Origin of the sequence: Escherichia sp. XD33, from assembly GCF_019375075.1 — a bacterium.
Lineage (GTDB): Bacteria > Pseudomonadota > Gammaproteobacteria > Enterobacterales > Enterobacteriaceae > Enterobacter > Enterobacter flexneri_A.
Map to the genome: position 1 here is coordinate 24813 of NZ_JAENDM010000016.1, position 25830 is coordinate 50642.

Genomic DNA, 25830 nt, shown 5'->3' on the forward strand with positions numbered 1-25830 from the left:
CGTTTGGCTTCAGGTTGCTAAAGTGGTGATCCCAGAGGTATTGATAGGTGAAGTCAACTTCGGGTTGAGCACATGAATTACACCAGCCTGCGCAGATGCGCAGGTTTTTTTTGCCGGTCATCAATCTGTAACAGTAACCGACAATTTACACACCTCGTTGCATTTCCCTTCATTCCTTTGCGTTTTCTCGCTGGCGAAGAGTCGTCGTGCAGACCACAATCAAGATCCCAGAGGTATTGATTGGTGAGATTATTCGGTACGCTCTTCGTACCCTGTCTCTTGCACCAACCTGCGCGGATGCGCAGGTTTTTTTTCGCACCTAATTTACTGTCGCTCGCGTTCTTTATCTCGTGTAATCTCCCTCCATTCGCTTTTACTGAATCAGAGCAAAGGGAGTTGGAATGCTTTTTAGCTTTTTTCGAAATTTGTGCCGTGTTTTGTATCGCGTTCGCGTTACGGGTGACACCCAGGCACTGAAGGGCGAGCGCGTTCTAATTACGCCTAATCACGTCTCTTTTATTGATGGCATTTTGCTTGGACTGTTTTTACCTGTGCGTCCAGTGTTTGCCGTTTACACCTCAATAAGCCAACAGTGGTATATGCGTTGGCTGAAATCATTTATCGACTTTGTTCCTCTCGACCCGACGCAACCTATGGCTATTAAACATCTGGTACGTCTGGTGGAACAGGGCCGACCAGTGGTGATTTTCCCTGAAGGACGCATCACCACGACAGGCTCGCTGATGAAAATCTACGATGGCGCGGGTTTTGTCGCGGCGAAGTCTGGTGCAACGGTTATTCCTGTGCGTATTGAAGGGGCGGAACTTACGCACTTCAGCCGCCTGAAAGGTCTGGTTAAACGTCGCTTGTTCCCGCAAATTACTCTGCATATTTTGCCACCAACGCAGGTGGCGATGCCGGATGCGCCGCGTGCCCGTGACCGTCGCAAAATCGCTGGCGAAATGCTGCATCAAATAATGATGGAAGCGCGAATGGCGGTGCGCCCGCGTGAAACGCTGTACGAATCTTTACTGAGTGCAATGTACCGCTTCGGAGCCGGGAAGAAATGTGTCGAAGACGTCAACTTTACCCCAGACTCCTATCGCAAATTGCTTACGAAAACGCTGTTTGTTGGACGCATCCTTGAAAAATACAGTGTTGAAGGCGAACGCATCGGCTTAATGCTGCCCAATGCAGGCATCAGTGCGGCAGTGATTTTTGGGGCCATCGCCCGTCGCCGCATGCCCGCAATGATGAACTACACTGCCGGGGTAAAAGGGCTGACCAGTGCTATTACGGCGGCTGAAATCAAAACCATCTTCACTTCCCGCCAGTTTCTCGATAAAGGCAAACTCTGGCATCTGCCGGAGCAACTTACTCAGGTGCGCTGGGTCTATCTGGAAGATTTAAAAGCAGATGTCACCACTGCCGACAAAGTATGGATCTTCGCTCATTTGCTGATGCCGCGTCTGGCACAGGTTAAACAGCAGCCGGAAGAAGAGGCGCTGATCCTTTTTACCTCCGGTTCTGAAGGCCATCCGAAAGGCGTCGTCCATAGCCATAAAAGCATTCTGGCGAATGTCGAGCAGATTAAAACGATTGCCGACTTCACCACCAACGATCGCTTTATGTCGGCGTTACCGCTGTTTCACTCCTTTGGGCTGACGGTAGGCCTGTTTACGCCACTGCTTACAGGTGCAGAAGTGTTCCTTTATCCAAGCCCGCTGCATTACCGCATTGTGCCGGAGTTGGTGTATGACCGCAGTTGCACCGTGTTGTTCGGCACCTCGACTTTCCTCGGTCACTACGCGCGTTTCGCCAACCCGTATGACTTCTATCGTCTACGCTATGTGGTGGCAGGCGCAGAAAAATTACAAGAAAGTACCAAACAGCTTTGGCAGGATAAATTTGGCCTGCGCATCCTTGAAGGCTACGGCGTGACCGAATGCGCGCCTGTCGTTTCTATCAACGTACCGATGGCGGCGAAACCCGGTACGGTAGGGCGTATTCTACCAGGAATGGATGCGCGCCTGTTGTCGGTCCCTGGTATCGAAGAGGGCGGACGCCTGCAACTGAAAGGGCCGAACATAATGAACGGCTATCTGCGGGTGGAGAAGCCAGGTGTACTGGAAGTGCCCACCGCCGAGAATGTTCGCGGCGAAATGGAGCGCGGCTGGTATGACACTGGCGATATTGTGCGTTTTGACGAGCAGGGCTTTGTGCAGATTCAGGGCCGCGCAAAACGCTTTGCCAAAATTGCAGGCGAAATGGTGTCGCTGGAAATGGTGGAACAACTGGCACTTGGTGTTTCGCCAGATAAAGTCCATGCCACTGCGATTAAGAGCGATGCCAGCAAAGGCGAGGCACTGGTGCTTTTCACCACAGATAACGAACTGACGCGCGATAAGTTGCAACAGTATGCCCGCGAGCACGGCGTGCCGGAGCTTGCTGTACCGCGCGATATTCGCTATCTGAAACAGATGCCATTACTTGGCAGCGGCAAACCTGACTTTGTCACGTTGAAAAGCTGGGTAGACGAAGCGGAACAACACGATGAGTGAGTCAGTGCACACTAACACTTCGTTGTGGTCGAAGGGGATGAAAGCGGTTATCGTGGCGCAGTTTCTCTCTGCGTTTGGCGATAATGCCCTACTGTTTGCCACTCTGGCGTTACTGAAAGCGCAGTTCTATCCGGAGTGGAGCCAGCCCATCCTGCAAATGGTGTTTGTAGGTGCTTACATTCTTTTTGCGCCGTTTGTCGGGCAGGTGGCGGATAGCTTCGCCAAAGGCCGGGTGATGATGTTTGCCAACGGCCTGAAGCTGCTGGGCGCAGCCAGTATCTGCTTTGGTATCAATCCGTTTCTCGGCTATACGCTGGTGGGTGTTGGTGCTGCAGCCTATTCACCGGCGAAATACGGTATTCTCGGCGAATTAACCACGGGTAGTAAGTTAGTGAAAGCTAACGGTTTAATGGAAGCTTCTACCATAGCGGCGATTTTGCTCGGTTCCGTAGCCGGTGGTGTGCTGGCTGACTGGCATGTCCTCGTCGCCCTGGCCGCATGCGCACTGGCCTACGGTGGTGCGGTCGTTGCCAATATCTACATTCCCAAACTGGCGGCGGCGCGTCCGGGGCAGTCCTGGAATCTCATCAACATGACCCGCAGTTTCCTGAATGCCTGCACCTCGCTATGGCGCAATGGTGAAACGCGTTTTTCGCTGGTGGGCACCAGTTTATTCTGGGGAGCGGGTGTCACGCTGCGTTTCCTGTTGGTGCTGTGGGTACCGGTGGCGCTGGGCATTACCGATAACGCTACGCCCACCTATCTCAACGCGATGGTAGCGATTGGTATCGTGGTTGGCGCAGGTGCGGCAGCGAAGTTAGTTACGCTGGAAACCGTGTCACGCTGTATGCCAGCCGGGATTTTGATTGGCGTGGTGGTACTGATTTTTTCCCTGCAACACGAGCTGCTGCCAGCCTATGCCTTGTTGATGCTGATTGGCGTGATGGGGGGCTTTTTTGTCGTTCCGCTCAATGCGTTGCTACAGGAGCGGGGTAAAAAAAGCGTCGGGGCGGGGAATGCGATTGCAGTACAAAACCTTGGCGAAAACAGCGCCATGTTGTTGATGCTGGGCATTTACTCGCTGGCGGTAATGATAGGCATCCCGGTCGTGCCCATTGGCATTGGCTTCGGTGCGCTGTTTGCGCTGGCAATAACGGCGCTGTGGATCTGGCAGCGCCGTCATTAATATTTAACGCCGGTTTTAACCGGCGTTAATCTTATGGTGCCGGATAAGTATAAACCTGATGCACCGCTTCAATTTCAGCTAATACGTCTTCGCTTAACTCCAGATGCAAACTTTCGATGTTAGTTTTCAGCTGATCCATCGTGGTTGCGCCCAGCAGAGTGCTGGCAACAAACGGTTGACGGCGTACAAACGCGAGCGCCATCTGAGCAGGGTCCAGGCCATGACGTCTGGCGATATCAACATACGCCGCGACGGCTTTTTGCGTTTGCTCACCGCTATAGCGGGTGAACCGACTAAAGAGCGTATTACGTGCGCCAGCGGGTTTTGCACCATTGAGATATTTCCCGGTCAGCGTGCCGAAACCCAGGCACGAATAGGCCAGCAGTTCGACCCCTTCATACTGGCTGACTTCTGCCAGACCTACTTCAAAACTGCGGTTTAACAGACTGTAAGGGTTCTGAATGGTGACAATACGCGGCAGATCGTGTTTGTCCGCCAGATGCAGGTAGCGCATTACGCCAAATGCAGTTTCGTTCGACACGCCGATATAACGAATTTTTCCCGCGCGTTGGTACTCTGCCAGTGCGTCCAGCGTATCCAGTAGCGAAACCGCAGGCGCAGAATCCGTCCAGCTATAACCGAGTTTGCCGAAGCAGTTGGTCGGGCGCTGCGGCCAGTGCACCTGATAAAGATCGAGGTAATCAGTCTGTAGGCGCTTGAGGCTGTCATGCAGCGCTTCGCGGATATTCTTCCGATCCAGCGCCTGATCCGGGCGGATGCCCTTGTCATTATTGCGCGACGGTCCGCTCACTTTGGAGGCGATAATTAACTTTTCGCGGCTGCCATGTTTCGCCAGCCAGTTGCCGACGTAGGTTTCGGTTAACCCTTGCGTTTCGGGGCGCGGAGGTACTGGGTACATTTCGGCAACGTCGATAAGGTTAATGCCCTGAGCGACGGCATAGTCGAGTTGTGCGTGGGCGTCGGCTTCGCTGTTCTGTTCACCAAACGTCATCGTGCCAAGCCCCAGCGTGCTGACTTCCAGCGAACTGTGGGGTATACGGTGATATTGCATAGCCGTTTCCTTTTTATAATCACGACATAAGGAATATAAAAATGGCAGAGGGAAGGGAAAAGGGAAAGAGAAAAATCTTAAGGCCAGCCGGATGCTGACCTTATTTGTTAACGTTCAATAATTTGCGAAACATCATCACGGTTAATTTGCATCGCGTTACCTTGCTGATCGTGATAACTCACCAGCCCGGTATCATCATCAATTTCAGGTTTTCCATCGGTCAAAATCATACGGCCATCTTTGGTCGCCATGACGTAATCACTGGAACACCCGGAAACAGCAAACGCCAGTCCGACTGCAGAAATTATTACTGCCCATTTTTTCATCCGGTTATCCTCATTTGGCCTACCTATGATAATAGTCTGTTTATAAACCGACGTTATATATCTTGAAAGCAGGAAAATCTTAAACTGTGAGGGTAAAAGGAGTGAGTACGCCCTCCCGCAGGAGAGCGTACGGAGTATCAGAGCGGATTCTTTTTGTTGCGAATCAAGTTGAGGCTTTCAACCGCAATAGAGAAGAACATCGCGAAGTAGATGTAACCTTTCGGTACGTGGATGTCGAAACTTTCCAGAATCAGGGTAAAGCCCACCAGAATCAGGAAAGAGAGCGCCAGCATTTTTACCGAAGGATGGCGTTCGACAAAATCACCAATCGAGCGCGCGGCGAACATCATCACGCCTACGGCAATCACCACGGCTGCCATCATAATAAACAGGTGATCTGACAGACCCACAGCCGTAATCACCGAGTCGAGGCTAAAGATAATATCCAGCAGCATAATCTGCACGATAGCGCCGAGGAATGATGAAACGCGTGTTTTCAGCCCTTCTTCTTCACCTTCAATGGATTCGTGGATTTCCTTGCTGGCTTTCCAGATAAGGAACAAGCCACCCAGAAGCAGAATCAAATCACGGGCAGAAATTTCCTGACTGAATATTGTAAAAAGCGGATTTGTCAGGCGCGTAACCCAGGCGATTGATGCCAGCAGCGCCAGACGCATAACCATGGCTCCCGCCAACCCCAGACGGCGCGCATGAGCACGTTGTGCTGTGGGAAGCTTTGCCACCACCAGAGAAAGGAAAATAATATTGTCGATCCCAAGAACGATCTCCAGCAGCGTCAGCGTACCGAGCGCAAGCCAGGCGTTAGGATCGGTTATCCATGCAAATAACATCTAAAAAGCCCTGCCAAAAAAATGAAGCGGTAATTATATGCCCGGAAAGCGGCAGGTCAAAGCGATGGCTACTGGATCAGAAAATGACGGGCCAGTAGTGCACTGGTGAAATTCTTCTTCAAATAAAAGCCGCGTGGCAGCGTCAGAATCCGTTCGCCCCGGGCACCAATGGCTTCGGTAAGCGCTTTCGCATTCGCTGCTTTCGGTCGTATCTGTAAATACTCCCCGTGACGAGCGGTAATCCGCTCAACCTGACCGAGAACAATCATATCCATTAATTCTTCCCAGTCTTCGCGTAGCTGCCGGTCTTCCTCTTCATTCGGGCTCCACAGCAACGGTGATCCAACGCGACGCTGCGCCAGCGGGATGCTGCGCTCGCCTTCAACCGGTATCCACAGTACGCGTTTGAGTTTGTGGCGCACGTGGCTGGTTTCCCAGGTCACCCCGCTATTGCCCGTTAACGGGGCAACACAAACGAATGTTGTTTCCAGCGGACGACCAAGACTATCCACAGGGATAGTTTTAAGTTCCACGCCCAGAGCAGCAAAATCTTGCTCAGGTTTACTCCCTGCGCTGGCACCTAGCCAGATCTCCAGTAACACGCCAATCCAGCCTTTATCGCGTTTTAAATTCTCTGGCGTAACCAGCCCGACAAGTGCCGCCAGTTCTCCCAATGTATAACCAGAAAGTTGCTGTGCTTGCGCTAACAACTGTTCTTCAGTTTCGGGAGGAGAGAGCAGTGGGCGAGGTTGGGACATGTCATGATACCTTGATTAAAAAACAAACAGCAATTATGTGCCGAATATTCGCAGTGTAACTTTTTCCACATGCGTTGTTCAATTCTCTGATTTATATTGCTTTTTAGGTTGCCGGTAATCGAGTTGCGCAACACTGCAACGGGTTTTCCAAATCTGGTCACTGAAAATAAACAGGATCTTACACCATGTTATCCACAGAAAGCTGGGATAACTGTGAAAAACCTCCACTACTGTTTCCATTTACAGCCTTGACGTGCGACGAAACTCCAGTTTTTAGTGGTTCAGTGCTTAACTTAGTGGCACATTCTGTGGATAAATACGGCATTGGTTGATCTTTCGCCAACCCGTAAATGAGAGGTGTGACCTGGGTCACGAATTACTCTTTTTCATTACTAAAATTACATGTAATGCATTGACTGATAATGAATATTTTAAAATGTCTATATCGGGCTTATTCAGAATGCTCCGGGTTTTCCCGTAGTAATTCCGTAGTTCTTCACAACTCTATCCACAGAAAAGGTGAATAAAAACGGCTATCCACCCCTTCCTCTGTTTATAACTCTGCACATAACTGTGAGTTATTCAATTGTTATTAGTGTGTAATGCCCTGCAGAGAGTGGTTTACCGTCTTCCTGGAGTATGAAACAATCATTCGTATATAAAGCTTTATTTTGAGGTAGTCCGGTGATTGATGACGATGGCTACCGCCCAAACGTAGGTATCGTGATTTGTAATCGCCAGGGGCAGGTAATGTGGGCCCGGCGATTTGGTCAGCACTCCTGGCAATTTCCGCAAGGCGGAATCAACCCCGGAGAATCCGCAGAGCAGGCGATGTACCGTGAATTGTTTGAAGAAGTAGGATTAAGCCGCAAAGACGTTCGAATCCTTGCTTCAACGCGTAACTGGTTGCGCTACAAATTACCGAAACGTTTGGTGCGTTGGGACACGAAGCCGGTTTGTATCGGCCAAAAACAAAAATGGTTTCTCTTGCAGCTGGTGAGCGGCGATGCAGAAATCAATATGCAAACCAGCAGTACACCAGAGTTTGACGGCTGGCGATGGGTAAGTTACTGGTATCCGGTCAGACAGGTGGTGTCATTTAAACGTGATGTCTACCGTAGGGTAATGAAAGAGTTCGCGAGTGTGGTGATGTCACTGCAGGAAAATACGCCAAAACCACAAAACGCATCTGCTTATCGACGTAAAAGAGGTTAAGTCACGCCAATTATGCTCACTCGCCTGCGCGAAATAGTCGAAAAGGTAGCCAGCGCACCACGCCTGAATGAGGCGTTAAATATTCTGGTTACCGACATCTGTCTTGCGATGGATACCGAGGTCTGTTCGGTCTACCTGGCCGATCATGATCGACGTTGTTACTACCTGATGGCGACCCGGGGGCTGAAAAAACCACGCGGTCGCACTGTAACGCTCGCGTTTGATGAAGGGATCGTCGGCCTGGTTGGCAGGCTGGCGGAACCGATAAACCTTGCAGATGCGCAAAAGCACCCCAGCTTCAAATACATCCCCTCCGTAAAAGAAGAACGTTTCCGCGCGTTTTTAGGCGTACCAATTATTCAACGTCGCCAGTTGCTTGGTGTACTGGTGGTACAGCAACGAGAGTTGCGCCAGTATGACGAAAGTGAAGAATCCTTCCTGGTGACGCTTGCCACCCAGATGGCAGCTATTCTTTCTCAGTCGCAGTTGACTGCCTTGTTTGGGCAATATCGCCAGACGCGAATCCGCGCATTACCGGCAGCACCTGGTGTGGCGATTGCCGAAGGCTGGCAGGATGCCACGTTACCTTTAATGGAACAGGTGTATCAGGCATCAACGCTGGATCCGGCTCTGGAACGCGAACGACTGACCGGGGCGCTGGAAGAAGCGGCAAACGAGTTTCGCCGCTACAGCAAACGCTTTGCCGCCGGTGCACAAAAAGAAACGGCGGCTATTTTCGATCTTTACTCGCACCTGCTTTCGGACACCCGGCTGCGTCGCGAATTGTTTGCCGAGGTTGATAAAGGCTCGGTGGCAGAGTGGGCGGTAAAAACGGTCATTGAAAAATTTGCCGAACAGTTTGCCGCGCTAAGTGATAACTATCTCAAAGAGCGGGCTGGCGATTTACGTGCGCTGGGTCAGCGATTGCTGTTTCATCTTGATGACGCTAATCAAGGGCCGAACGCCTGGCCGGAACGTTTCATTCTGGTGGCAGATGAACTGTCAGCGACAACGCTTGCTGAGCTGCCCCAGGATCGCTTAGTCGGTGTTGTCGTGCGAGATGGCGCAGCCAACTCCCATGCTGCGATCATGGTACGTGCGCTGGGGATCCCTACCGTGATGGGCGCGGATATTCAGCCTTCGGTGCTGCATCGTAGGACGCTGATCGTTGATGGCTATCGCGGTGAATTGCTGGTCGATCCGGAGCCGGTACTGCTGCAAGAATATCAGCGGCTAATTAGTGAAGAGATTGAGCTTAGCCGTCTGGCGGAAGATGACGTCAATTTACCCGCGCAGTTAAAAAGCGGTGAGCGTATAAAAGTCATGCTCAATGCTGGTTTAAGCCCGGAACATGAAGAAAAACTGGGCAGCCGTATTGATGGCATCGGTCTTTATCGCACTGAAATCCCATTCATGCTGCAAAGTGGTTTCCCGTCGGAAGAAGAACAGGTGGCGCAGTATCAGGGGATGCTGCAAATGTTCAATGATAAACCCGTCACCTTGCGTACGCTGGATGTCGGAGCAGATAAGCAGCTGCCTTACATGCCGATCAGCGAAGAGAATCCATGCCTGGGTTGGCGTGGGATTCGCATTACGCTCGATCAGCCGGAGATCTTCTTGATCCAGGTGCGGGCGATGCTGCGTGCTAATGCCGCTACGGGCAACCTGAATATTCTGTTGCCGATGGTCACAAGCCTCGATGAAGTTGATGAAGCACGCCGCCTGATTGAACGTGCCGGACGTGAAGTCGAGGAGATGATCGGTTACGAAATTCCCAAACCACGTATCGGCATCATGCTGGAAGTGCCGTCAATGGTATTTATGCTGCCGCATCTGGCAAAGCGGGTCGATTTCATCTCTGTTGGCACCAACGATCTGACTCAATACATTCTGGCCGTTGATCGCAACAATACCCGGGTGGCGAACATTTATGACAGTCTTCATCCTGCAATGTTACGAGCTCTGGCGATGATCGCCCGGGAAGCGGAAATACATGGAATCGATCTCCGTTTGTGCGGTGAAATGGCGGGCGATCCCATGTGCGTGGCAATCCTCATTGGGCTTGGGTATCGCCATCTGTCTATGAACGGACGTTCTGTAGCGCGGGCAAAATACCTGCTGCGGCGCATTGATTATGCCGAAGCAGAAAATCTTGCGCAGCGTAGTCTGGAAGCGCAACTGGCGACCGAAGTTCGCCATCAGGTTGCAGCCTTTATGGAGCGTCGCGGCATGGGCGGGCTGATTCGCGGAGGGTTATAGCGCGGATCATATACATATCTTTTAACGGTATCCGGCAACCAGCCAGGTCCCCTTGTGCTATTATTCGCACCTTTGGAGCGCCTGAAACCTGCGGCGCGCATTTCAATCGCTGTTCTCTTTCAGCGAAATAACAAGAACTTGTGGTGACAGATGACCAGTAGCTATCTGCATTTTCCGGAGTTTGATCCGGTCATTTTCTCAATAGGACCCGTGGCGCTTCACTGGTACGGCCTGATGTATCTGGTGGGTTTCATTTTTGCAATGTGGCTGGCAACACGACGGGCGAATCGTCCGGGCAGCGGCTGGACCAAAAATGAAGTTGAAAACTTACTCTATGCGGGCTTCCTCGGCGTCTTCCTCGGGGGACGTATTGGTTATGTTCTGTTCTACAATTTCCCGCAGTTTATGGCCGATCCGCTGTATCTGTTCCGTGTCTGGGACGGCGGCATGTCTTTCCACGGCGGCCTGATTGGCGTTATCGTGGTGATGATTATCTTCGCCCGCCGTACTAAACGTTCCTTCTTCCAGGTCTCTGATTTTATCGCACCACTCATTCCGTTTGGTCTTGGTGCCGGGCGTCTGGGCAACTTTATTAACGGTGAATTGTGGGGCCGCGTTGACCCGAACTTCCCGTTTGCCATGCTGTTCCCTGGCTCCCGTACAGAAGATATTTTGCTGCTGCAAACCAACCCGCAGTGGCAATCCATTTTCGACACTTACGGTGTGCTGCCGCGCCACCCATCACAGCTTTACGAGCTGCTGCTGGAAGGTGTGGTGCTGTTTATTATCCTCAACCTGTATATTCGTAAACCACGCCCAATGGGAGCTGTCTCAGGTTTGTTCCTGATTGGTTACGGCGCGTTTCGCATCATTGTTGAGTTTTTCCGCCAGCCCGACGCGCAGTTTACCGGTGCCTGGGTGCAGTACATCAGCATGGGGCAAATTCTTTCCATCCCGATGATTGTCGCGGGTGTGATCATGATGGTCTGGGCATATCGTCGCAGCCCACAGCAACACGTTTCCTGAGGAACCATGAAACAGTATTTAGAACTGATGCAAAAAGTGCTCGACGAAGGCACACAGAAAAACGACCGTACCGGAACCGGAACGCTTTCCATTTTTGGTCATCAGATGCGTTTTAACCTGCAAGATGGATTCCCGCTGGTGACAACTAAACGTTGCCACCTGCGTTCCATCATCCATGAACTGCTGTGGTTTCTGCAGGGCGACACTAACATTGCTTATCTACACGAAAACAATGTCACCATCTGGGACGAATGGGCCGATGAAAACGGCGACCTCGGGCCAGTGTATGGTAAACAGTGGCGCGCCTGGCCAACGCCAGATGGTCGTCATATTGACCAGATCACTACGGTACTGAACCAGCTGAAAAACGACCCGGATTCGCGCCGCATTATTGTTTCAGCGTGGAACGTAGGCGAACTGGATAAAATGGCGCTGGCACCGTGCCATGCATTCTTCCAGTTCTATGTGGCAGACGGCAAACTCTCTTGCCAGCTTTATCAGCGCTCCTGTGACGTCTTCCTCGGCCTGCCGTTCAACATTGCCAGCTACGCGTTATTGGTGCATATGATGGCGCAGCAGTGCGATCTGGAAGTGGGTGATTTTGTCTGGACCGGTGGCGACACGCATCTGTACAGCAACCATATGGATCAAACTCATCTGCAATTAAGCCGCGAACCGCGTCCGCTGCCGAAGTTGATTATCAAACGTAAACCCGAATCCATCTTCGACTACCGTTTCGAAGACTTTGAGATTGAAGGCTACGATCCGCATCCGGGCATTAAAGCGCCGGTGGCTATCTAATTACGAAACATCCTGCCAGAGCCGACGCCAGTGTGCGTCGGTTTTTTTACCCTCCGTTAAATTCTTCGAGACGCCTTCCCGAAATTTTGCAACGTCCTGCAACGGCGTAAATAGTCCGGAAGATGCGCCGAAGAAATAGAAACTGGCCCTCGTCTTTTTTTCTCCTCGCTCCATACTGCCGGCATGAAAACACAACGTGGTTATACGCTGATTGAAACGCTGGTCGCGATGCTGATTTTGGTCATGCTAAGCGCAAGTGGACTCTATGGCTGGCAATACTGGCAGCAGTCGCAACGGCTATGGCAAACCGCCAGCCAGGCGCGGGACTATTTGCTCTATTTACGTGAAGATGCCAACTGGCATAACCGCGACCACAGTATCAGCGTTATCAGGGAGGGGACGTTATGGTGCCTTGTGAGTTCCGCTGCTGGGGCCAATACCTGTCATGGCAGTTCACCATTGGTCTTTGTGCCACGCTGGCCCGAAGTCGAAATGAGCGACCTGACACCTTCGCTTGCTTTCTTTGGCCTGCGCAATACCGCATGGGCCGGGCATATTCGCTTCAAAAACTCAACGGGCGAGTGGTGGCTGGTGGTTTCGCCGTGGGGAAGACTCCGGCTTTGTCAGCAAGGAGAAACAGAAGGATGCCTGTAAAAGAGCAAGGTTTTTCTCTGCTGGAAGTGTTGATTGCTATGGCGATCAGTAGCGTATTGTTGCTGGGGGCGGCACGCTTTCTGCCTGCGTTACAGCGTGAAAGTTTAACGAGCACCCGTAAGCTGGCGCTGGAAGATGAAATCTGGCTGCGGGTATTTACCGTCGCGAAGCATCTCCAGAGGGCGGGTTATTGTCATGGCATCTGTACCGGCGAAGGGCTGGAAATTGTCGGACAGGGTGACTGTGTCATTGTGCAGTGGGATGCGAACAGTAACGGTATCTGGGATCGCGAACCGGTAAAAGAGTCCGACCAGATTGGATTTCGTCTGAAGGAGCATGTGCTGGAAACGCTACGCGGTGCGACATCCTGTGAAGGTAAGGGCTGGGATAAAGTCACTAATCCGGATGCCATCATTATCGACACTTTTCAGGTCGTACGTCAGGATGTCAGCGGCTTCTCGCCGGTGTTGACGGTTAATATGCGTGCTGCCAGTAAGTCTGAACCGCAAACCGTGGTGAATGCCAGCTATAGCGTGACAGGATTCAACCTGTGAACCGCGAAAAGGGTGTTTCGTCACTGGCTCTGGTCCTGATGCTGCTGGTTTTGGGTAGTTTGCTATTACAAGGAATGAGCCAACAGGATCGCAGTTTTGCCTCTCGCGTGAGCATGGAAAGTCAGTCATTGCGCCGCCAGGCCATCGTTCAGTCGGCGCTGGCGTGGGGAAAAATGCACTCCTGGCAGACGCAGCCAGCAGTTCAGTGCTCGCAGTACGCTGAAACCGATGCCCAGGTTTGTTTGCGTTTACTGGCAGATAATGAAGCCTTATTGATTGCCGGTTATGAAGGCGTTTCGTTGTGGCGAACAGGCGAAGTCATTGATGGAAACATTGTTTTTTCGCTACGCGGCTGGAGCGATTTTTGTCCGCTGAAAGAGAGGGCGTTATGTCAGCTTCCCTGAAGAATCAACAAGGCTTTAGCCTGCCGGAGGTAATGTTGGCGATGGTGTTGATGGTGATGATTGTCACTGCGTTATCGGGTTTCCAGCGAACATTAATGAACAGTCTTGCCAGCAGAAACCAGTACCAACAGCTCTGGCGGCATGGCTGGCAGCAAACGCAACTGCGCGCGATTTCGCCACCTGCCAACTGGCAGGTCAACCGAATGCAGACATCGCAGGCGGGATGTGTCAGCATCAGCGTTACGCTAGTTTCACCCGGGGGCAGAGAAGGCGAGATGACCCGCCTGCATTGCCCGAATCGTCAGTAGTCAGGAGCCGCTATGTTAAGGGTCTACCATTCCAATCGTCTGGACGTGCTGGAAGCGTTGATGGAGTTTATTGTCGAACGCGAACGGCTGGACGATCCTTTCGAACCAGAGATGATTCTGGTGCAAAGTACCGGTATGGCGCAGTGGCTGCAAATGACCCTGTCGCAAAAGTTTGGTATTGCGGCAAACATTGATTTTCCGCTGCCAGCGAGCTTTATCTGGGATATGTTCGTCCGGGTGTTACCGGAAATCCCCAAAGAGAGCGCCTTTAACAAACAGAGCATGAGCTGGAAACTGATGACTCTGCTGCCGCAATTGCTGGAGCGCGAAGACTTTACCCTGTTGCGGCATTATCTGACTGACGATAGCGACAAGCGAAAACTGTTCCAGCTTTCCTCAAAAGCGGCGGACCTGTTTGACCAGTATCTGGTCTATCGCCCGGAGTGGCTGGCACAATGGGAAACAGGACATTTGGTTGAAGGGCTGGGAGAAGCACAGGCCTGGCAAGCGCCGTTGTGGAAGGCGCTGGTGGAATATACCCATGAACTCGGACAACCGCGCTGGCACCGCGCCAATCTCTATCAGCGCTTTATCGAAACGCTGGAGTCCGCGACGACCTGCCCGCCGGGGTTACCTTCGCGCGTCTTTATATGCGGTATTTCCGCGTTACCGCCTGTTTATCTCCAGGCGCTCCAGGCGCTGGGTAAACATATTGAAATCCATCTCCTGTTTACCAACCCCTGCCGTTATTACTGGGGCGATATTAAAGATCCTGCTTATCTGGCGAAACTGCTGACCCGTCAGCGTCGACACAGTTTTGAAGATCGCGAATTGCCGCTATTTCGTGATAGCGAAAATGCCGGGCAGCTCTTTAACAGCGATGGTGAACAGGATGTCGGCAACCCGCTGCTGGCTTCATGGGGTAAGCTTGGGCGCGACTACATTTATCTCCTTTCTGACCTGGAGAGCAGCCAGGAGCTGGACGCCTTTGTCGATGTCACGCCAGATAACCTGCTGCATAACATTCAGTCTGACATTCTGGAACTGGAAAACCGCGCCGTTGCGGGTGTGAACATCGAAGAGTTTTCCCGTAGCGATAACAAACGCCCGCTTGATCCACTGGATAGCAGTATCACATTCCACGTTTGCCATAGCCCGCAGCGTGAAGTTGAAGTTTTACACGATCGCTTGCTGGCGATGCTGGAGGAAGACCCGACACTTACTCCGCGCGACATCATCGTGATGGTGGCTGATATCGACAGCTACAGTCCGTTTATTCAGGCAGTGTTTGGTAGCGCACCTGCGGATCGTTACCTGCCTTACGCCATTTCCGACCGTCGTGCGCGGCAGTCACATCCGGTACTGGAAGCGTTTATCAGCCTGTTATCACTGCCTGACAGTCGCTTTGTGTCAGAGGATGTGCTGGCGCTGCTGGATGTGCCGGTGCTGGCGGCGCGGTTTGACATCACCGAAGAAGGGCTGCGTTATTTACGCCAGTGGGTCAACGAATCCGGCATTCGTTGGGGGATAGATGACGACAACGTTCGCGAGCTGGAACTCCCCGCCACCGGACAACACACCTGGCGATTTGGCCTGACGCGTATGTTGCTGGGCTACGCGATGGAGAGCGCGCAGGGCGAGTGGCAATCGGTTCTACCTTATGATGAATCGAGCGGCTTAATTGCAGAACTGGTGGGGCATCTGGCTTCACTGCTAATGCAGCTAAACATCTGGCGTCGCGGGCTGGCACAGGAGCGTCCGCTGGAAGAGTGGTTGCCGGTTTGTCGCGATATGCTCAACGCCTTCTTCCTGCCGGATGCGGAAACCGAAGCGGCGATGACGCTGATCGAACAACAATGGCAGGCGATTATCGCCGAAGGTTTAGGTGCGCAGTATGGCGACGCGGTGCCGCTGTCACTATTGCGTGATGAACTGGCGCAGCGTCTGGATCAAGAACGTATCAGCCAGCGTTTTCTCGCCGGACCGGTTAACATTTGTACTCTGATGCCAATGCGTTCAATTCCGTTCAAAGTGGTTTGCCTGCTGGGAATGAACGACGGCGTTTATCCACGTCAGCTTGCGCCATTGGGCTTTGACCTGATGAGCCAGAAACCGAAGCGTGGCGACCGTAGCCGTCGCGATGACGACCGCTACCTGTTCCTGGAAGCGTTAATTTCCGCGCAGCAAAAACTCTATATCAGCTATATCGGGCGTTCCATTCAGGATAACAGTGAACGTTTCCCGTCGGTACTGGTGCAGGAACTGATCGACTACATCGGGCAAAGTCATTATCTACCGGGCGATGAAGCGCTCAACTGTGATGAAAGCGAGGCAAGGGTAAAAGCGCATCTTACTTGCCTCCATACCCGGATGCCGTTTGATCCACAAAACTACCAGCCAGGCGAACGACAAAGCTATGCTCGTGAATGGCTACCTGCGGCCAGCCAGGCTGGTAAAGCACATTCTGAATTTGTTCAGCCGCTGCCGTTTACCTTACCGGAAACCGTGCCGCTGGAAACGCTACAACGATTCTGGGCACATCCGGTGCGGGCGTTCTTCCAGATGCGTTTGCAGGTGAACTTCCGTACTGAAGACAGCGAAATCCCAGACACCGAGCCATTTATTCTGGAAGGACTTAGCCGTTATCAAATCAATCAGCAGTTATTGAATGCACTGGTTGAGCAGGATGATGCCGAACGCTTGTTCCGCCGCTTCCGGGCGGCAGGGGATTTACCGTATGGCGCTTTTGGTGAAATTTTCTGGGAAACACAGTGCCAGGAGATGCAGCAGCTTGCCGACAGAGTCATTGCCTGTCGCCAGCCGGGGCAGAGTATGGAAATTGATCTCGCCTGCAACGGTGTGCAGATAACTGGCTGGTTGCCGCAGGTGCAGCCGGATGGCCTGTTGCGCTGGCGTCCCTCTTTATTAAGTGTGGCGCAGGGAATGCAACTTTGGCTGGAACACCTTGTCTACTGTGCCAGCGGTGGTAATGGCGAAAGTCGCCTTTTTCTACGCAAAGACGGTGAGTGGCGTTTTCCGCCGCTTGCAGCCGAACAGGCTTTGCATTACCTCTCACAACTGATTGAGGGGTATCGTGAAGGAATGTCCGCGCCATTGCTGGTGTTACCTGAAAGTGGCGGCGCGTGGCTAAAAACCTGTTATGACGCGCAAAACGATGCCATGCTGGATGACGATTCCACGTTGCAAAAAGCCCGTACGAAATTCCTTCAGGCTTACGAAGGCAACATGATGGTGCGTGGCGAAGGTGATGATATCTGGTATCAACGGCTCTGGCGGCAATTAACACCAGAGACAATGGAGGCCATCGTTGAACAGTCGCAACGTTTCCTGTTACCGCTGTTTCGCTTTAATCAGTCATGAGTGCTGTATAAAAATTGCGCAATTCATTCGCTTACATTATGATGCGCACCAGTCACGGACTGATGGATATATAGACATAGGCTGACTCGTGCAGCACAAGATTAAATTCTGGCAGATGATTTGCGTTAACCTGTTGAATCTGGCCAGAAAATAAAGTTGATTATGAGGTCCGTGAATGCCCCGCAGCACCTGGTTCAAAGCATTATTGTTGTTTGTTGCCCTTTGGGCACCCTTAAGTCAGGCAGAAACGGGATGGCAGCCGATTCAGGAAACCATCCGTAAAAGTGATAAAGATAACCGCCAGTATCAGGCTATACGTCTGGATAACGGTATGGTGGTCTTGCTGGTTTCTGATCCGCAGGCGGTTAAATCGCTCTCGGCGCTGGTGGTGCCCGTTGGGTCGCTGGAAGATCCCGAGGCGTACCAGGGGCTGGCACATTACCTTGAACATATGAGTCTGATGGGGTCGAAAAAGTACCCGCAGGCTGACAGTCTGGCCGAATATCTCAAAATGCACGGCGGTAGTCACAATGCCAGCACTGCGCCGTATCGCACGGCTTTCTATCTGGAAGTTGAGAACGACGCCTTGCCTGGTGCGGTAGACCGCCTGGCCGATGCTATTGCTGAACCTTTGCTCGACAAGAAATATGCCGAACGTGAGCGTAATGCGGTGAACGCTGAATTAACCATGGCGCGTACGCGTGACGGGATGCGCATGGCACAGGTCAGCGCAGAAACCATTAACCCGGCACACCCCGGTTCAAAGTTTTCTGGTGGTAACCTCGAAACTTTAAGCGACAAACCTGGTAATCCGGTGCAGCAGGCGCTGAAAGATTTCCACGAGAAGTACTATTCCGCCAATTTGATGAAGGCGGTTATTTACAGTAATAAACCGCTGCCGGAGTTGGCAAAAATGGCGGCGGACACCTTTGGTCGCGTGCCGAACAAAGAGAGCAAAAAACCGGAAATCACCGTGCCGGTAGTCACCGACGCGCAAAAGGGCATTATCATTCATTACGTCCCGGCGCTGCCGCGTAAAGTGTTGCGCGTAGAGTTTCGTATTGATAACAACTCGGCGAAATTCCGTAGCAAAACCGATGAATTGATTACCTATCTGATTGGTAATCGCAGCCCAGGTACACTTTCCGACTGGCTGCAAAAGCAGGGATTAGTTGAGGGCATTAGCGCCAACTCCGATCCTATCGTCAACGGCAACAGCGGCGTATTAGCGATCTCTGCGTCTTTAACCGATAAAGGTCTGGCGAATCGCGATCAGGTTGTGGCGGCTATTTTTAGCTACCTCAATTTGTTACGTGAAAAAGGGATCGATAAACAATACTTCGATGAACTGGCGAATGTGCTGGATATCGACTTCCGTTATCCGTCAATCACCCGTGATATGGATTACGTCGAATGGCTGGCAGATACCATGATTCGCGTTCCTGTTGAGCATACGCTGGATGCAGTCAATATTGCCGATCGGTACGATGCTAAAGCAGTAAAGGAACGTCTGGCGATGATGACGCCGCAGAATGCGCGTATCTGGTATATCAGCCCGAAAGAGCCGCACAACAAAACGGCTTACTTTGTCGATGCGCCGTATCAGGTCGATAAAATCAGCGCACAAACTTTCGCCGACTGGCAGAAAAAAGCCGCCGACATTGCGCTCTCTTTGCCAGAGCTTAACCCTTATATTCCTGACGATTTCTCGCTGATTAAGTCAGACAAGAAATATGACCATCCAGAGCTGATTGTTGATGAGTCGAATCTGCGCGTAGTGTATGCGCCAAGCCGTTATTTTGCCAGCGAGCCAAAAGCCGATGTCAGCCTGATTTTGCGTAATCCGAAAGCCATGGACAGCGCCCGCAATCAGGTGATGTTTGCGCTCAATGATTATCTCGCAGGGCTGGCGCTTGATCAGTTAAGCAACCAGGCGTCGGTTGGTGGCATAAGTTTTTCCACCAACGCTAACAACGGCCTTATGGTTAATGCTAATGGTTACACCCAGCGTCTGCCGCAGCTGTTCCAGGCATTGCTGGAAGGCTACTTTAGCTATACCGCCACGGAAGATCAGCTTGAGCAGGCGAAGTCCTGGTATAACCAGATGATGGATTCCGCAGAAAAGGGTAAAGCGTTTGAGCAGGCGATTATGCCCGCGCAGATGCTCTCGCAAGTGCCGTACTTCTCGCGAGATGAACGGCGTAAAATTTTGCCCTCCATTACGTTGAAAGAGGTGCTGGCCTATCGCGACGCCTTAAAATCAGGGGCTCGACCAGAGTTTATGGTTATCGGCAACATGACCGAGGCCCAGGCAACAACGCTGGCACGCGATGTGCAAAAACAGTTGGGCGCTGATGGTTCAGAGTGGTGTCGAAACAAAGATGTAGTGGTCGATAAAAAACAATCCGTCATCTTTGAAAAAGCCGGTAACAGCACCGACTCCGCACTGGCAGCGGTATTTGTACCGACTGGCTACGATGAATACACCAGCTCAGCCTATAGCTCTCTGTTGAGGCAGATCGTACAGCCGTGGTTCTACAATCAGTTACGTACCGAAGAACAATTGGGCTATGCCGTGTTTGCGTTTCCAATGAGCGTGGGGCGTCAGTGGGGCATGGGCTTCCTTTTGCAAAGCAATGATAAACAGCCTTCATTCTTGTGGGAGCGTTACAAGGCGTTTTTCCCAACCGCAGAGGCAAAATTGCGAGCGATGAAGCCAGATGAGTTTGCGCAAATCCAGCAGGCGGTAATTACCCAGATGCTGCAGGCACCGCAAACGCTCGGCGAAGAAGCATCGAAGTTAAGTAAAGATTTCGATCGCGGCAATATGCGCTTCGATTCGCGTGATAAAATCGTGGCCCAGATAAAACTGCTGACGCCGCAAAAACTTGCTGATTTCTTCCATCAGGCGGTGGTCGAGCCGCAAGGCATGGCTATTCTGTCGCAGATTTCCGGCAGCCAGAACGGGAAAGCCGAATATGTACACCCTGAAGGCTGGAAAGTGTGGGAGAACGTCAGCGCGTTGCAGCAAACAATGCCCCTGATGAGTGAAAAGAATGAGTGATGTCGCCGAGACACTAGATCCTTTGCGCTTGCCCTTACAGGGTGAGCGCCTGATTGAAGCCTCTGCCGGCACAGGCAAAACCTTTACGATTGCGGCGCTCTATTTGCGCCTGTTACTTGGACTAGGCGGTTCCGCCGCCTTTCCCCGCCCGCTGACCGTTGAAGAACTGCTGGTGGTCACCTTTACCGAGGCTGCCACGGCAGAATTGCGTGGTCGTATCCGTAGCAATATCCACGAGTTGCGCATCGCCTGTCTGCGTGAAACCACCGACAATCCACTGTACGAACGCCTGCTGGAAGAGATCGACGATAAAGCGCAAGCCGCGCAGTGGTTGTTGTTAGCCGAACGGCAGATGGATGAAGCGGCAGTCTTTACTATTCACGGTTTTTGCCAGCGCATGCTCAACCTGAATGCCTTTGAATCCGGTATGCTGTTTGAGCAGCAGCTGATTGAAGATGAGTCTCTGCTACGCTACCAGGCCTGCGCCGATTTCTGGCGTCGCCACTGCTACCCGCTGCCGCGTGAAATAGCCCAGGTCGTCTTTGAAACCTGGAAAGGGCCGCAGGCGTTGCTGCGCGATATTAATCGTTATCTGCAAGGCGAAGCGCCGGTTATCAAAGCACCGCCGCCCGATGATGAAACGCTGGCTTCCCGCCACGCGCAAATTGTGGCGCGTATTGATACGGTAAAACAGCAGTGGCGCGACGCAGTGGGTGAACTGGATGCGCTGATCGAATCTTCTGGTATTGATCGACGCAAGTTTAACCGTAGCAATCAGGCTAAATGGATCGACAAGATCAGCGCCTGGGCAGAAGAAGAGACCAACAGTTATCAGTTGCCAGAGTCGCTGGAAAAATTCTCCCAGCGTTTCTTAGAAGATCGCACGAAAGCCGGGGGGGAAACCCCGCGACATCCACTGTTTGAGGCGATCGATCAACTGCTTGCAGAACCATTGTCGATCCGCGATCTGGTGATCACCCGCGCATTGGCTGAGATCCGCGAAACAGTAGCGCGTGAAAAACGCCGCCGTGGCGAATTGGGTTTTGATGACATGTTAAGTCGGCTCGATTCCGCGCTGCGTAGCGAAAGCGGTGAGGTGTTGGCAGCGGCGATCCGTACGCGATTCCCGGTGGCAATGATCGATGAATTTCAGGATACCGACCCCCAGCAGTACCGAATTTTTCGCCGTATCTGGCACCATCAGCCGGAAACCGCATTGTTGCTGATTGGCGACCCGAAGCAGGCCATATATGCATTCCGGGGTGCGGATATCTTCACTTATATGAAGGCGCGTAGCGAAGTTCACGCCCACTACACTTTAGACACCAACTGGCGTTCCGCACCAGGAATGGTGAACAGCGTGAATAAGCTTTTCAGCCAGACTGATGACGCGTTCATGTTTCGCGAAATACCGTTTATTCCAGTGAAATCAGCCGGGAAAAATCAGGCGTTACGTTTTGTATTTAAAGGTGAAACACAGCCTGCGATGAAAATGTGGCTGATGGAAGGCGAAAGCTGCGGCGTTGGCGATTATCAAAGTACCATGGCGCAGGTATGTGCTGCGCAAATCCGCGACTGGCTACAAGCCGGACAGCGGGGCGAAGCGTTGCTGATGAACGGCGACGACGCGCGTCCGGTGCGTGCTTCGGACATCAGTGTGCTGGTGCGCAGCCGCCAGGAGGCCGCCCAGGTGCGCGATGCCTTAACGTTGCTGGAAATCCCTTCCGTTTACCTTTCGAACCGCGACAGTGTTTTTGAAACTCTGGAAGCGCAGGAAATGCTTTGGTTGTTGCAGGCGGTGATGACGCCCGAACGTGAGAACACCCTGCGTAGTGCGCTGGCAACGTCAATGATGGGGCTGAACGCGCTGGATATCGAAACGCTGAACAATGACGAACATGCGTGGGATGTGGTAGTCGAAGAGTTCGATGGTTATCGGCAAATCTGGCGCAAACGTGGCGTTATGCCGATGCTGCGGGCGCTGATGTCGGCGCGTAACATTGCTGAAAACTTGCTGGCAACGGCAGGCGGTGAGCGGCGTCTTACCGATATCTTGCATATCAGCGAACTGCTACAAGAAGCCGGAACGCAGCTGGAAAGTGAACATGCGCTGGTACGCTGGTTATCGCAACATATCCTCGAGCCAGACAGTAATGCCTCCAGCCAACAAATGCGTCTCGAAAGTGATAAACATCTGGTGCAGATTGTCACGATCCACAAATCGAAAGGGCTGGAATATCCATTGGTCTGGCTGCCGTTTATCACCAATTTCCGCGTCCAGGAGCAGGCGTTTTATCACGATCGCCACTCGTTTGAGGCAGTTCTGGATCTTAATGCTGCGCCAGAAAGCGTCGACCTCGCGGAGGCCGAACGTCTGGCGGAAGATCTGCGTTTGCTTTACGTGGCGCTGACGCGTTCGGTTTGGCATTGTAGTCTCGGCGTTGCACCGCTGGTGCGCCGTCGTGGCGATAAAAAAGGTGACACCGACGTCCACCAAAGTGCGCTCGGGCGTTTGCTGCAAAAAGGGGAACCGCAAGATGCGGCAGGGCTTCGCACCTGTATTGAAGCATTGTGCGATGATGATATTGCCTGGCAAACGGCACAAATTGGTGATAACCAACCCTGGCAGGTTAATGATGTTTCTACAGCAGAGCTGAATGCGAAGACGTTACAACGATTGCCCGGCGATAACTGGCGCGTCACCAGCTACTCTGGTTTGCAACAGCGTGGTCACGGTATCGCCCAGGATTTGATGCCTCGGCTGGATGTCGATGCTGCAGGCGTTGCCAGCGTCGTTGAAGAACCGACGTTAACACCACATCAGTTTCCGCGCGGTGCGTCACCGGGGACGTTCTTGCACAGTTTGTTTGAAGACCTGGATTTTACCCAGCCGGTTGACCCGAACTGGGTGCGGGAAAAACTGGAACTCGGCGGCTTTGAATCGCAGTGGGAACCGGTATTGACCGAGTGGATCACGGCTGTCCTCCAGGCACCTCTCAATGAAACCGGCGTAAGCCTGAGTCAACTTTCCGCCCGCAATAAACAGGTGGAGATGGAGTTTTATCTGCCGATTAGTGAACCGCTTATCGCCAGTCAGCTTGATACGTTAATCCGCCAGTTTGACCCGCTATCCGCAGGCTGCCCGCCGCTGGAGTTCATGCAGGTACGTGGCATGTTAAAAGGCTTTATCGACCTGGTGTTCCGCCACGAAGGGCGTTATTACCTGCTCGACTATAAATCCAACTGGTTGGGTGAAGACAGTTCGGCTTACACCCAACAGGCTATGGCAGCAGCGATGCAGGCACACCGCTATGATCTGCAATATCAGCTTTATACCCTGGCGCTGCATCGTTATCTGCGCCATCGCATTGCTGATTACGACTATGATCGTCACTTTGGCGGCGTTATCTATCTGTTCCTGCGTGGCGTTGATAAAGAACATCCGCAACAGGGGATTTACACAACCCGACCCAATGCAGGGTTGATTGACCTGATGGATGAGATGTTTGCCGGTATGACCCTGGAGGAGGCGTAATGAAATTGCAAAAGCAATTACTGGAAGCTGTGGAGCACAAACAGCTACGCCCGCTGGATGTGCAATTTGCCCTGACCGTGGCGGGAGATGAACATCCTGCCGTCACCCTCGCGGCAGCCCTGTTAAGCCACGACGCCGGGGAAGGGCATGTCTGTTTACCGCTTTCACGACTGGAAAATAACGAGGCGTCGCATCCGCTGTTGGCGACCTGTGTCAGTGAAATCGGTGAGCTACAAAATTGGGAAGAATGCTTGCTGGCTTCACAAGCGGTCAGCCGGGGAGATGAACCCACGCCGATGATCCTCTGTGGCGATCGTCTTTATTTGAATCGCATGTGGTGTAACGAGCGGACGGTAGCGCGCTTCTTCAATGAGGTGAATCATGCCATCGAGGTTGATGAAGCTCTACTGGCGCAAACCCTGGACAAACTTTTTCCAGTAAGCGATGAAATTAACTGGCAAAAAGTTGCGGCGGCAGTGGCGCTGACGCGGCGGATCTCGGTGATTTCCGGCGGCCCAGGCACCGGTAAAACGACCACCGTGGCGAAGTTGCTGGCAGCGTTAATTCAAATGGCCGACGGCGAACGCTGCCGTATCCGTCTGGCTGCACCAACGGGTAAAGCTGCCGCGCGCTTAACCGAATCTCTCGGCAAGGCTTTGCGACAGTTACCGCTGAGCGATGAACAAAAGAAACGCATTCCGGAAGATGCCAGCACTTTGCACCGATTGCTGGGTGCGCAGCCGGGTAGCCAGCGTTTACGTCATCATGCCGGTAACCCGCTGCATCTTGATGTGCTGGTGGTAGATGAAGCGTCAATGATCGATCTGCCTATGATGTCGAGACTGATCGACGCCTTGCCAGATCATGCGCGAGTGATCTTTCTCGGCGATCGTGATCAACTGGCCTCGGTTGAGGCTGGGGCTGTGCTGGGCGATATCTGCGCTTATGCCAACGCGGGCTTTACCGCCGAGCGTGCCAGGCAGCTAAGCCGCCTGACGGGGACTCACGTTCCGGCAGGAACCGGCACAGAAGCGGCATCTTTGCGCGACAGTCTCTGCCTGCTGCAAAAAAGCTATCGTTTCGGCAGCGATTCTGGCATTGGTCAGTTAGCTGCGGCGATCAACCGTGGTGATAAAACGGCAGTGAAAACCGTTTTTCAGCAGGATTTTACTGATATCGAAAAACGGCTTTTACAGAGCGGCGAAGATTATATTGCGATGCTTGAGGAAGCTCTTGCGGGTTACGGACGTTATCTGGATCTGCTGCAAGCGCGTGCCGAGCCGGATTTAATCATTCAGGCGTTCAATGAGTACCAGCTTTTGTGCGCCCTGCGGGAAGGGCCGTTTGGCGTGGCTGGACTGAATGAGCGAATTGAGCAGTTTATGCAACAGAAGCGCAAAATTCATCGTCATCCGCACTCTCGTTGGTACGAAGGTCGACCGGTGATGATTGCCCGTAATGACAGCGCGCTTGGGTTGTTTAATGGCGATATCGGTATTGCGCTGGATCGCGGGCAGGGGACGCGCGTCTGGTTTGCGATGCCGGACGGCAATATTAAGTCTGTGCAACCGAGTCGCTTGCCAGAGCACGAAACTACGTGGGCGATGACGGTACATAAATCGCAGGGATCGGAGTTCGACCATGCGGCGTTGATTTTGCCGAGCCAACGCACGCCGGTAGTAACGCGAGAGCTGGTTTATACCGCGGTGACCCGCGCGCGTCGCCGTCTGTCGCTGTATGCCGATGAGCGCATATTAAGTGCGGCAATCGCCACTCGTACTGAGCGGCGCAGTGGTCTGGCGGCGTTGTTTAGTTCACGGGAATAAACGTAATTGCCGGATGCGACGTACGAGTGTTACGCATGTCGCATCCGAC

19 protein-coding genes are annotated in these 25830 nt (G+C 52.6%); 15 read left to right on the top strand and 4 right to left on the bottom strand.

What is annotated here, in order from left to right; genetic code table 11:
• The first annotated feature begins 401 nt into the window (after positions 1 to 401).
• Complete coding sequence (gene aas / locus K0778_RS11625) at positions 402 to 2561, top strand: bifunctional acyl-ACP--phospholipid O-acyltransferase/long-chain-fatty-acid--ACP ligase (RefSeq protein WP_000899054.1); 2160 nt, start codon at positions 402 to 404, stop codon at positions 2559 to 2561.
• On the top strand, positions 2554 to 3747 hold the full coding sequence (gene lplT, locus K0778_RS11630; protein WP_000004616.1) for a lysophospholipid transporter LplT: 1194 nt from the start codon (positions 2554 to 2556) through the stop codon (positions 3745 to 3747). The genes aas and lplT overlap by 8 nt, the downstream gene beginning before the upstream one ends.
• A 31-nt stretch (positions 3748 to 3778) precedes the next feature.
• On the opposite strand, the gene K0778_RS11635 is transcribed toward lplT, so the two are convergent.
• From K0778_RS11635 to mutH, 4 genes are all read right to left on the bottom strand, one after another.
• Positions 3779 to 4819 (bottom strand): NADP(H)-dependent aldo-keto reductase, encoded by a 1041-nt coding sequence (locus K0778_RS11635; RefSeq protein ID WP_001199295.1) that lies wholly within the window; start codon positions 4817 to 4819, stop codon positions 3779 to 3781.
• A 107-nt stretch (positions 4820 to 4926) separates the two neighbouring features.
• The gene (ygdR, locus tag K0778_RS11640; protein ID WP_000758655.1) at positions 4927 to 5145 is read right to left on the bottom strand and encodes a lipoprotein YgdR; all 219 of its coding nucleotides are present in this window, start codon (positions 5143 to 5145) and stop codon (positions 4927 to 4929) included.
• A gap of 137 nt (positions 5146 to 5282) precedes the next feature.
• The gene (locus tag K0778_RS11645) at positions 5283 to 5996 is read right to left on the bottom strand and encodes a TerC family protein (RefSeq protein WP_000895624.1); all 714 of its coding nucleotides are present in this window, start codon (positions 5994 to 5996) and stop codon (positions 5283 to 5285) included.
• Between the two features lie 68 nt (positions 5997 to 6064).
• Positions 6065 to 6754, bottom strand: a complete 690-nt coding sequence (mutH, locus tag K0778_RS11650) for a DNA mismatch repair endonuclease MutH (protein WP_000082201.1) — start codon at positions 6752 to 6754, stop codon at positions 6065 to 6067.
• Positions 6755 to 6939: 185 nt separating this feature from the next.
• On the opposite strand from mutH, the gene ygdT reads away from it, so the two are divergent.
• The 13 genes from ygdT (at position 6940) to recD (ending at position 25781) form a co-directional block, all read left to right on the top strand.
• Positions 6940 to 7086, top strand: coding sequence for a protein YgdT (gene ygdT, locus K0778_RS28320; protein ID WP_000953278.1), 147 nt, complete (start codon positions 6940 to 6942; stop codon positions 7084 to 7086).
• A gap of 352 nt (positions 7087 to 7438) precedes the next feature.
• Positions 7439 to 7969, top strand: a complete 531-nt coding sequence (gene rppH / locus K0778_RS11655; protein ID WP_000564489.1) for an RNA pyrophosphohydrolase — start codon at positions 7439 to 7441, stop codon at positions 7967 to 7969.
• Between the two features lie 12 nt (positions 7970 to 7981).
• Positions 7982 to 10228, top strand: a complete 2247-nt coding sequence (gene ptsP, locus K0778_RS11660) for a phosphoenolpyruvate--protein phosphotransferase (protein ID WP_000957910.1) — start codon at positions 7982 to 7984, stop codon at positions 10226 to 10228.
• A gap of 150 nt (positions 10229 to 10378) precedes the next feature.
• Positions 10379 to 11254, top strand: coding sequence for a prolipoprotein diacylglyceryl transferase (gene lgt / locus K0778_RS11665; protein ID WP_000204658.1), 876 nt, complete (start codon positions 10379 to 10381; stop codon positions 11252 to 11254).
• Positions 11255 to 11260: 6 nt separating this feature from the next.
• The gene (gene thyA, locus K0778_RS11670) at positions 11261 to 12055 is read left to right on the top strand and encodes a thymidylate synthase (RefSeq protein ID WP_000816232.1); all 795 of its coding nucleotides are present in this window, start codon (positions 11261 to 11263) and stop codon (positions 12053 to 12055) included.
• Between the two features lie 183 nt (positions 12056 to 12238).
• Entirely contained in the window at positions 12239 to 12709 is a 471-nt protein-coding gene (locus K0778_RS11675; RefSeq protein ID WP_000857051.1) for a prepilin peptidase-dependent protein, read from the top strand.
• Positions 12700 to 13263 (top strand): prepilin peptidase-dependent protein, encoded by a 564-nt coding sequence (locus K0778_RS11680; protein ID WP_001144315.1) that lies wholly within the window; start codon positions 12700 to 12702, stop codon positions 13261 to 13263. The genes K0778_RS11675 and K0778_RS11680 overlap by 10 nt, the downstream gene beginning before the upstream one ends.
• Entirely contained in the window at positions 13260 to 13667 is a 408-nt protein-coding gene (locus tag K0778_RS11685; RefSeq protein WP_063084677.1) for a DUF2509 family protein, read from the top strand. The genes K0778_RS11680 and K0778_RS11685 overlap by 4 nt, the downstream gene beginning before the upstream one ends.
• A complete protein-coding gene (locus K0778_RS11690) occupies positions 13652 to 13975 on the top strand; it encodes a prepilin-type N-terminal cleavage/methylation domain-containing protein (protein ID WP_001276460.1) in 324 nt (107 codons plus the stop codon). The genes K0778_RS11685 and K0778_RS11690 overlap by 16 nt, the downstream gene beginning before the upstream one ends.
• 12 nt (positions 13976 to 13987) lie before the next feature.
• A complete protein-coding gene (gene recC / locus K0778_RS11695; RefSeq protein WP_000946947.1) occupies positions 13988 to 17356 on the top strand; it encodes an exodeoxyribonuclease V subunit gamma in 3369 nt (1122 codons plus the stop codon).
• 175 nt (positions 17357 to 17531) lie between these two features.
• A complete protein-coding gene (gene ptrA, locus K0778_RS11700) occupies positions 17532 to 20420 on the top strand; it encodes a pitrilysin (RefSeq protein WP_063084676.1) in 2889 nt (962 codons plus the stop codon).
• Positions 20413 to 23955 (top strand): exodeoxyribonuclease V subunit beta, encoded by a 3543-nt coding sequence (gene recB, locus K0778_RS11705; protein ID WP_001285992.1) that lies wholly within the window; start codon positions 20413 to 20415, stop codon positions 23953 to 23955. Before ptrA ends, recB begins: the two co-directional genes overlap by 8 nt.
• The gene (gene recD / locus K0778_RS11710; protein WP_000775931.1) at positions 23955 to 25781 is read left to right on the top strand and encodes an exodeoxyribonuclease V subunit alpha; all 1827 of its coding nucleotides are present in this window, start codon (positions 23955 to 23957) and stop codon (positions 25779 to 25781) included. The genes recB and recD overlap by 1 nt, the downstream gene beginning before the upstream one ends.
• Positions 25782 to 25830: the final 49 nt, after the last annotated feature.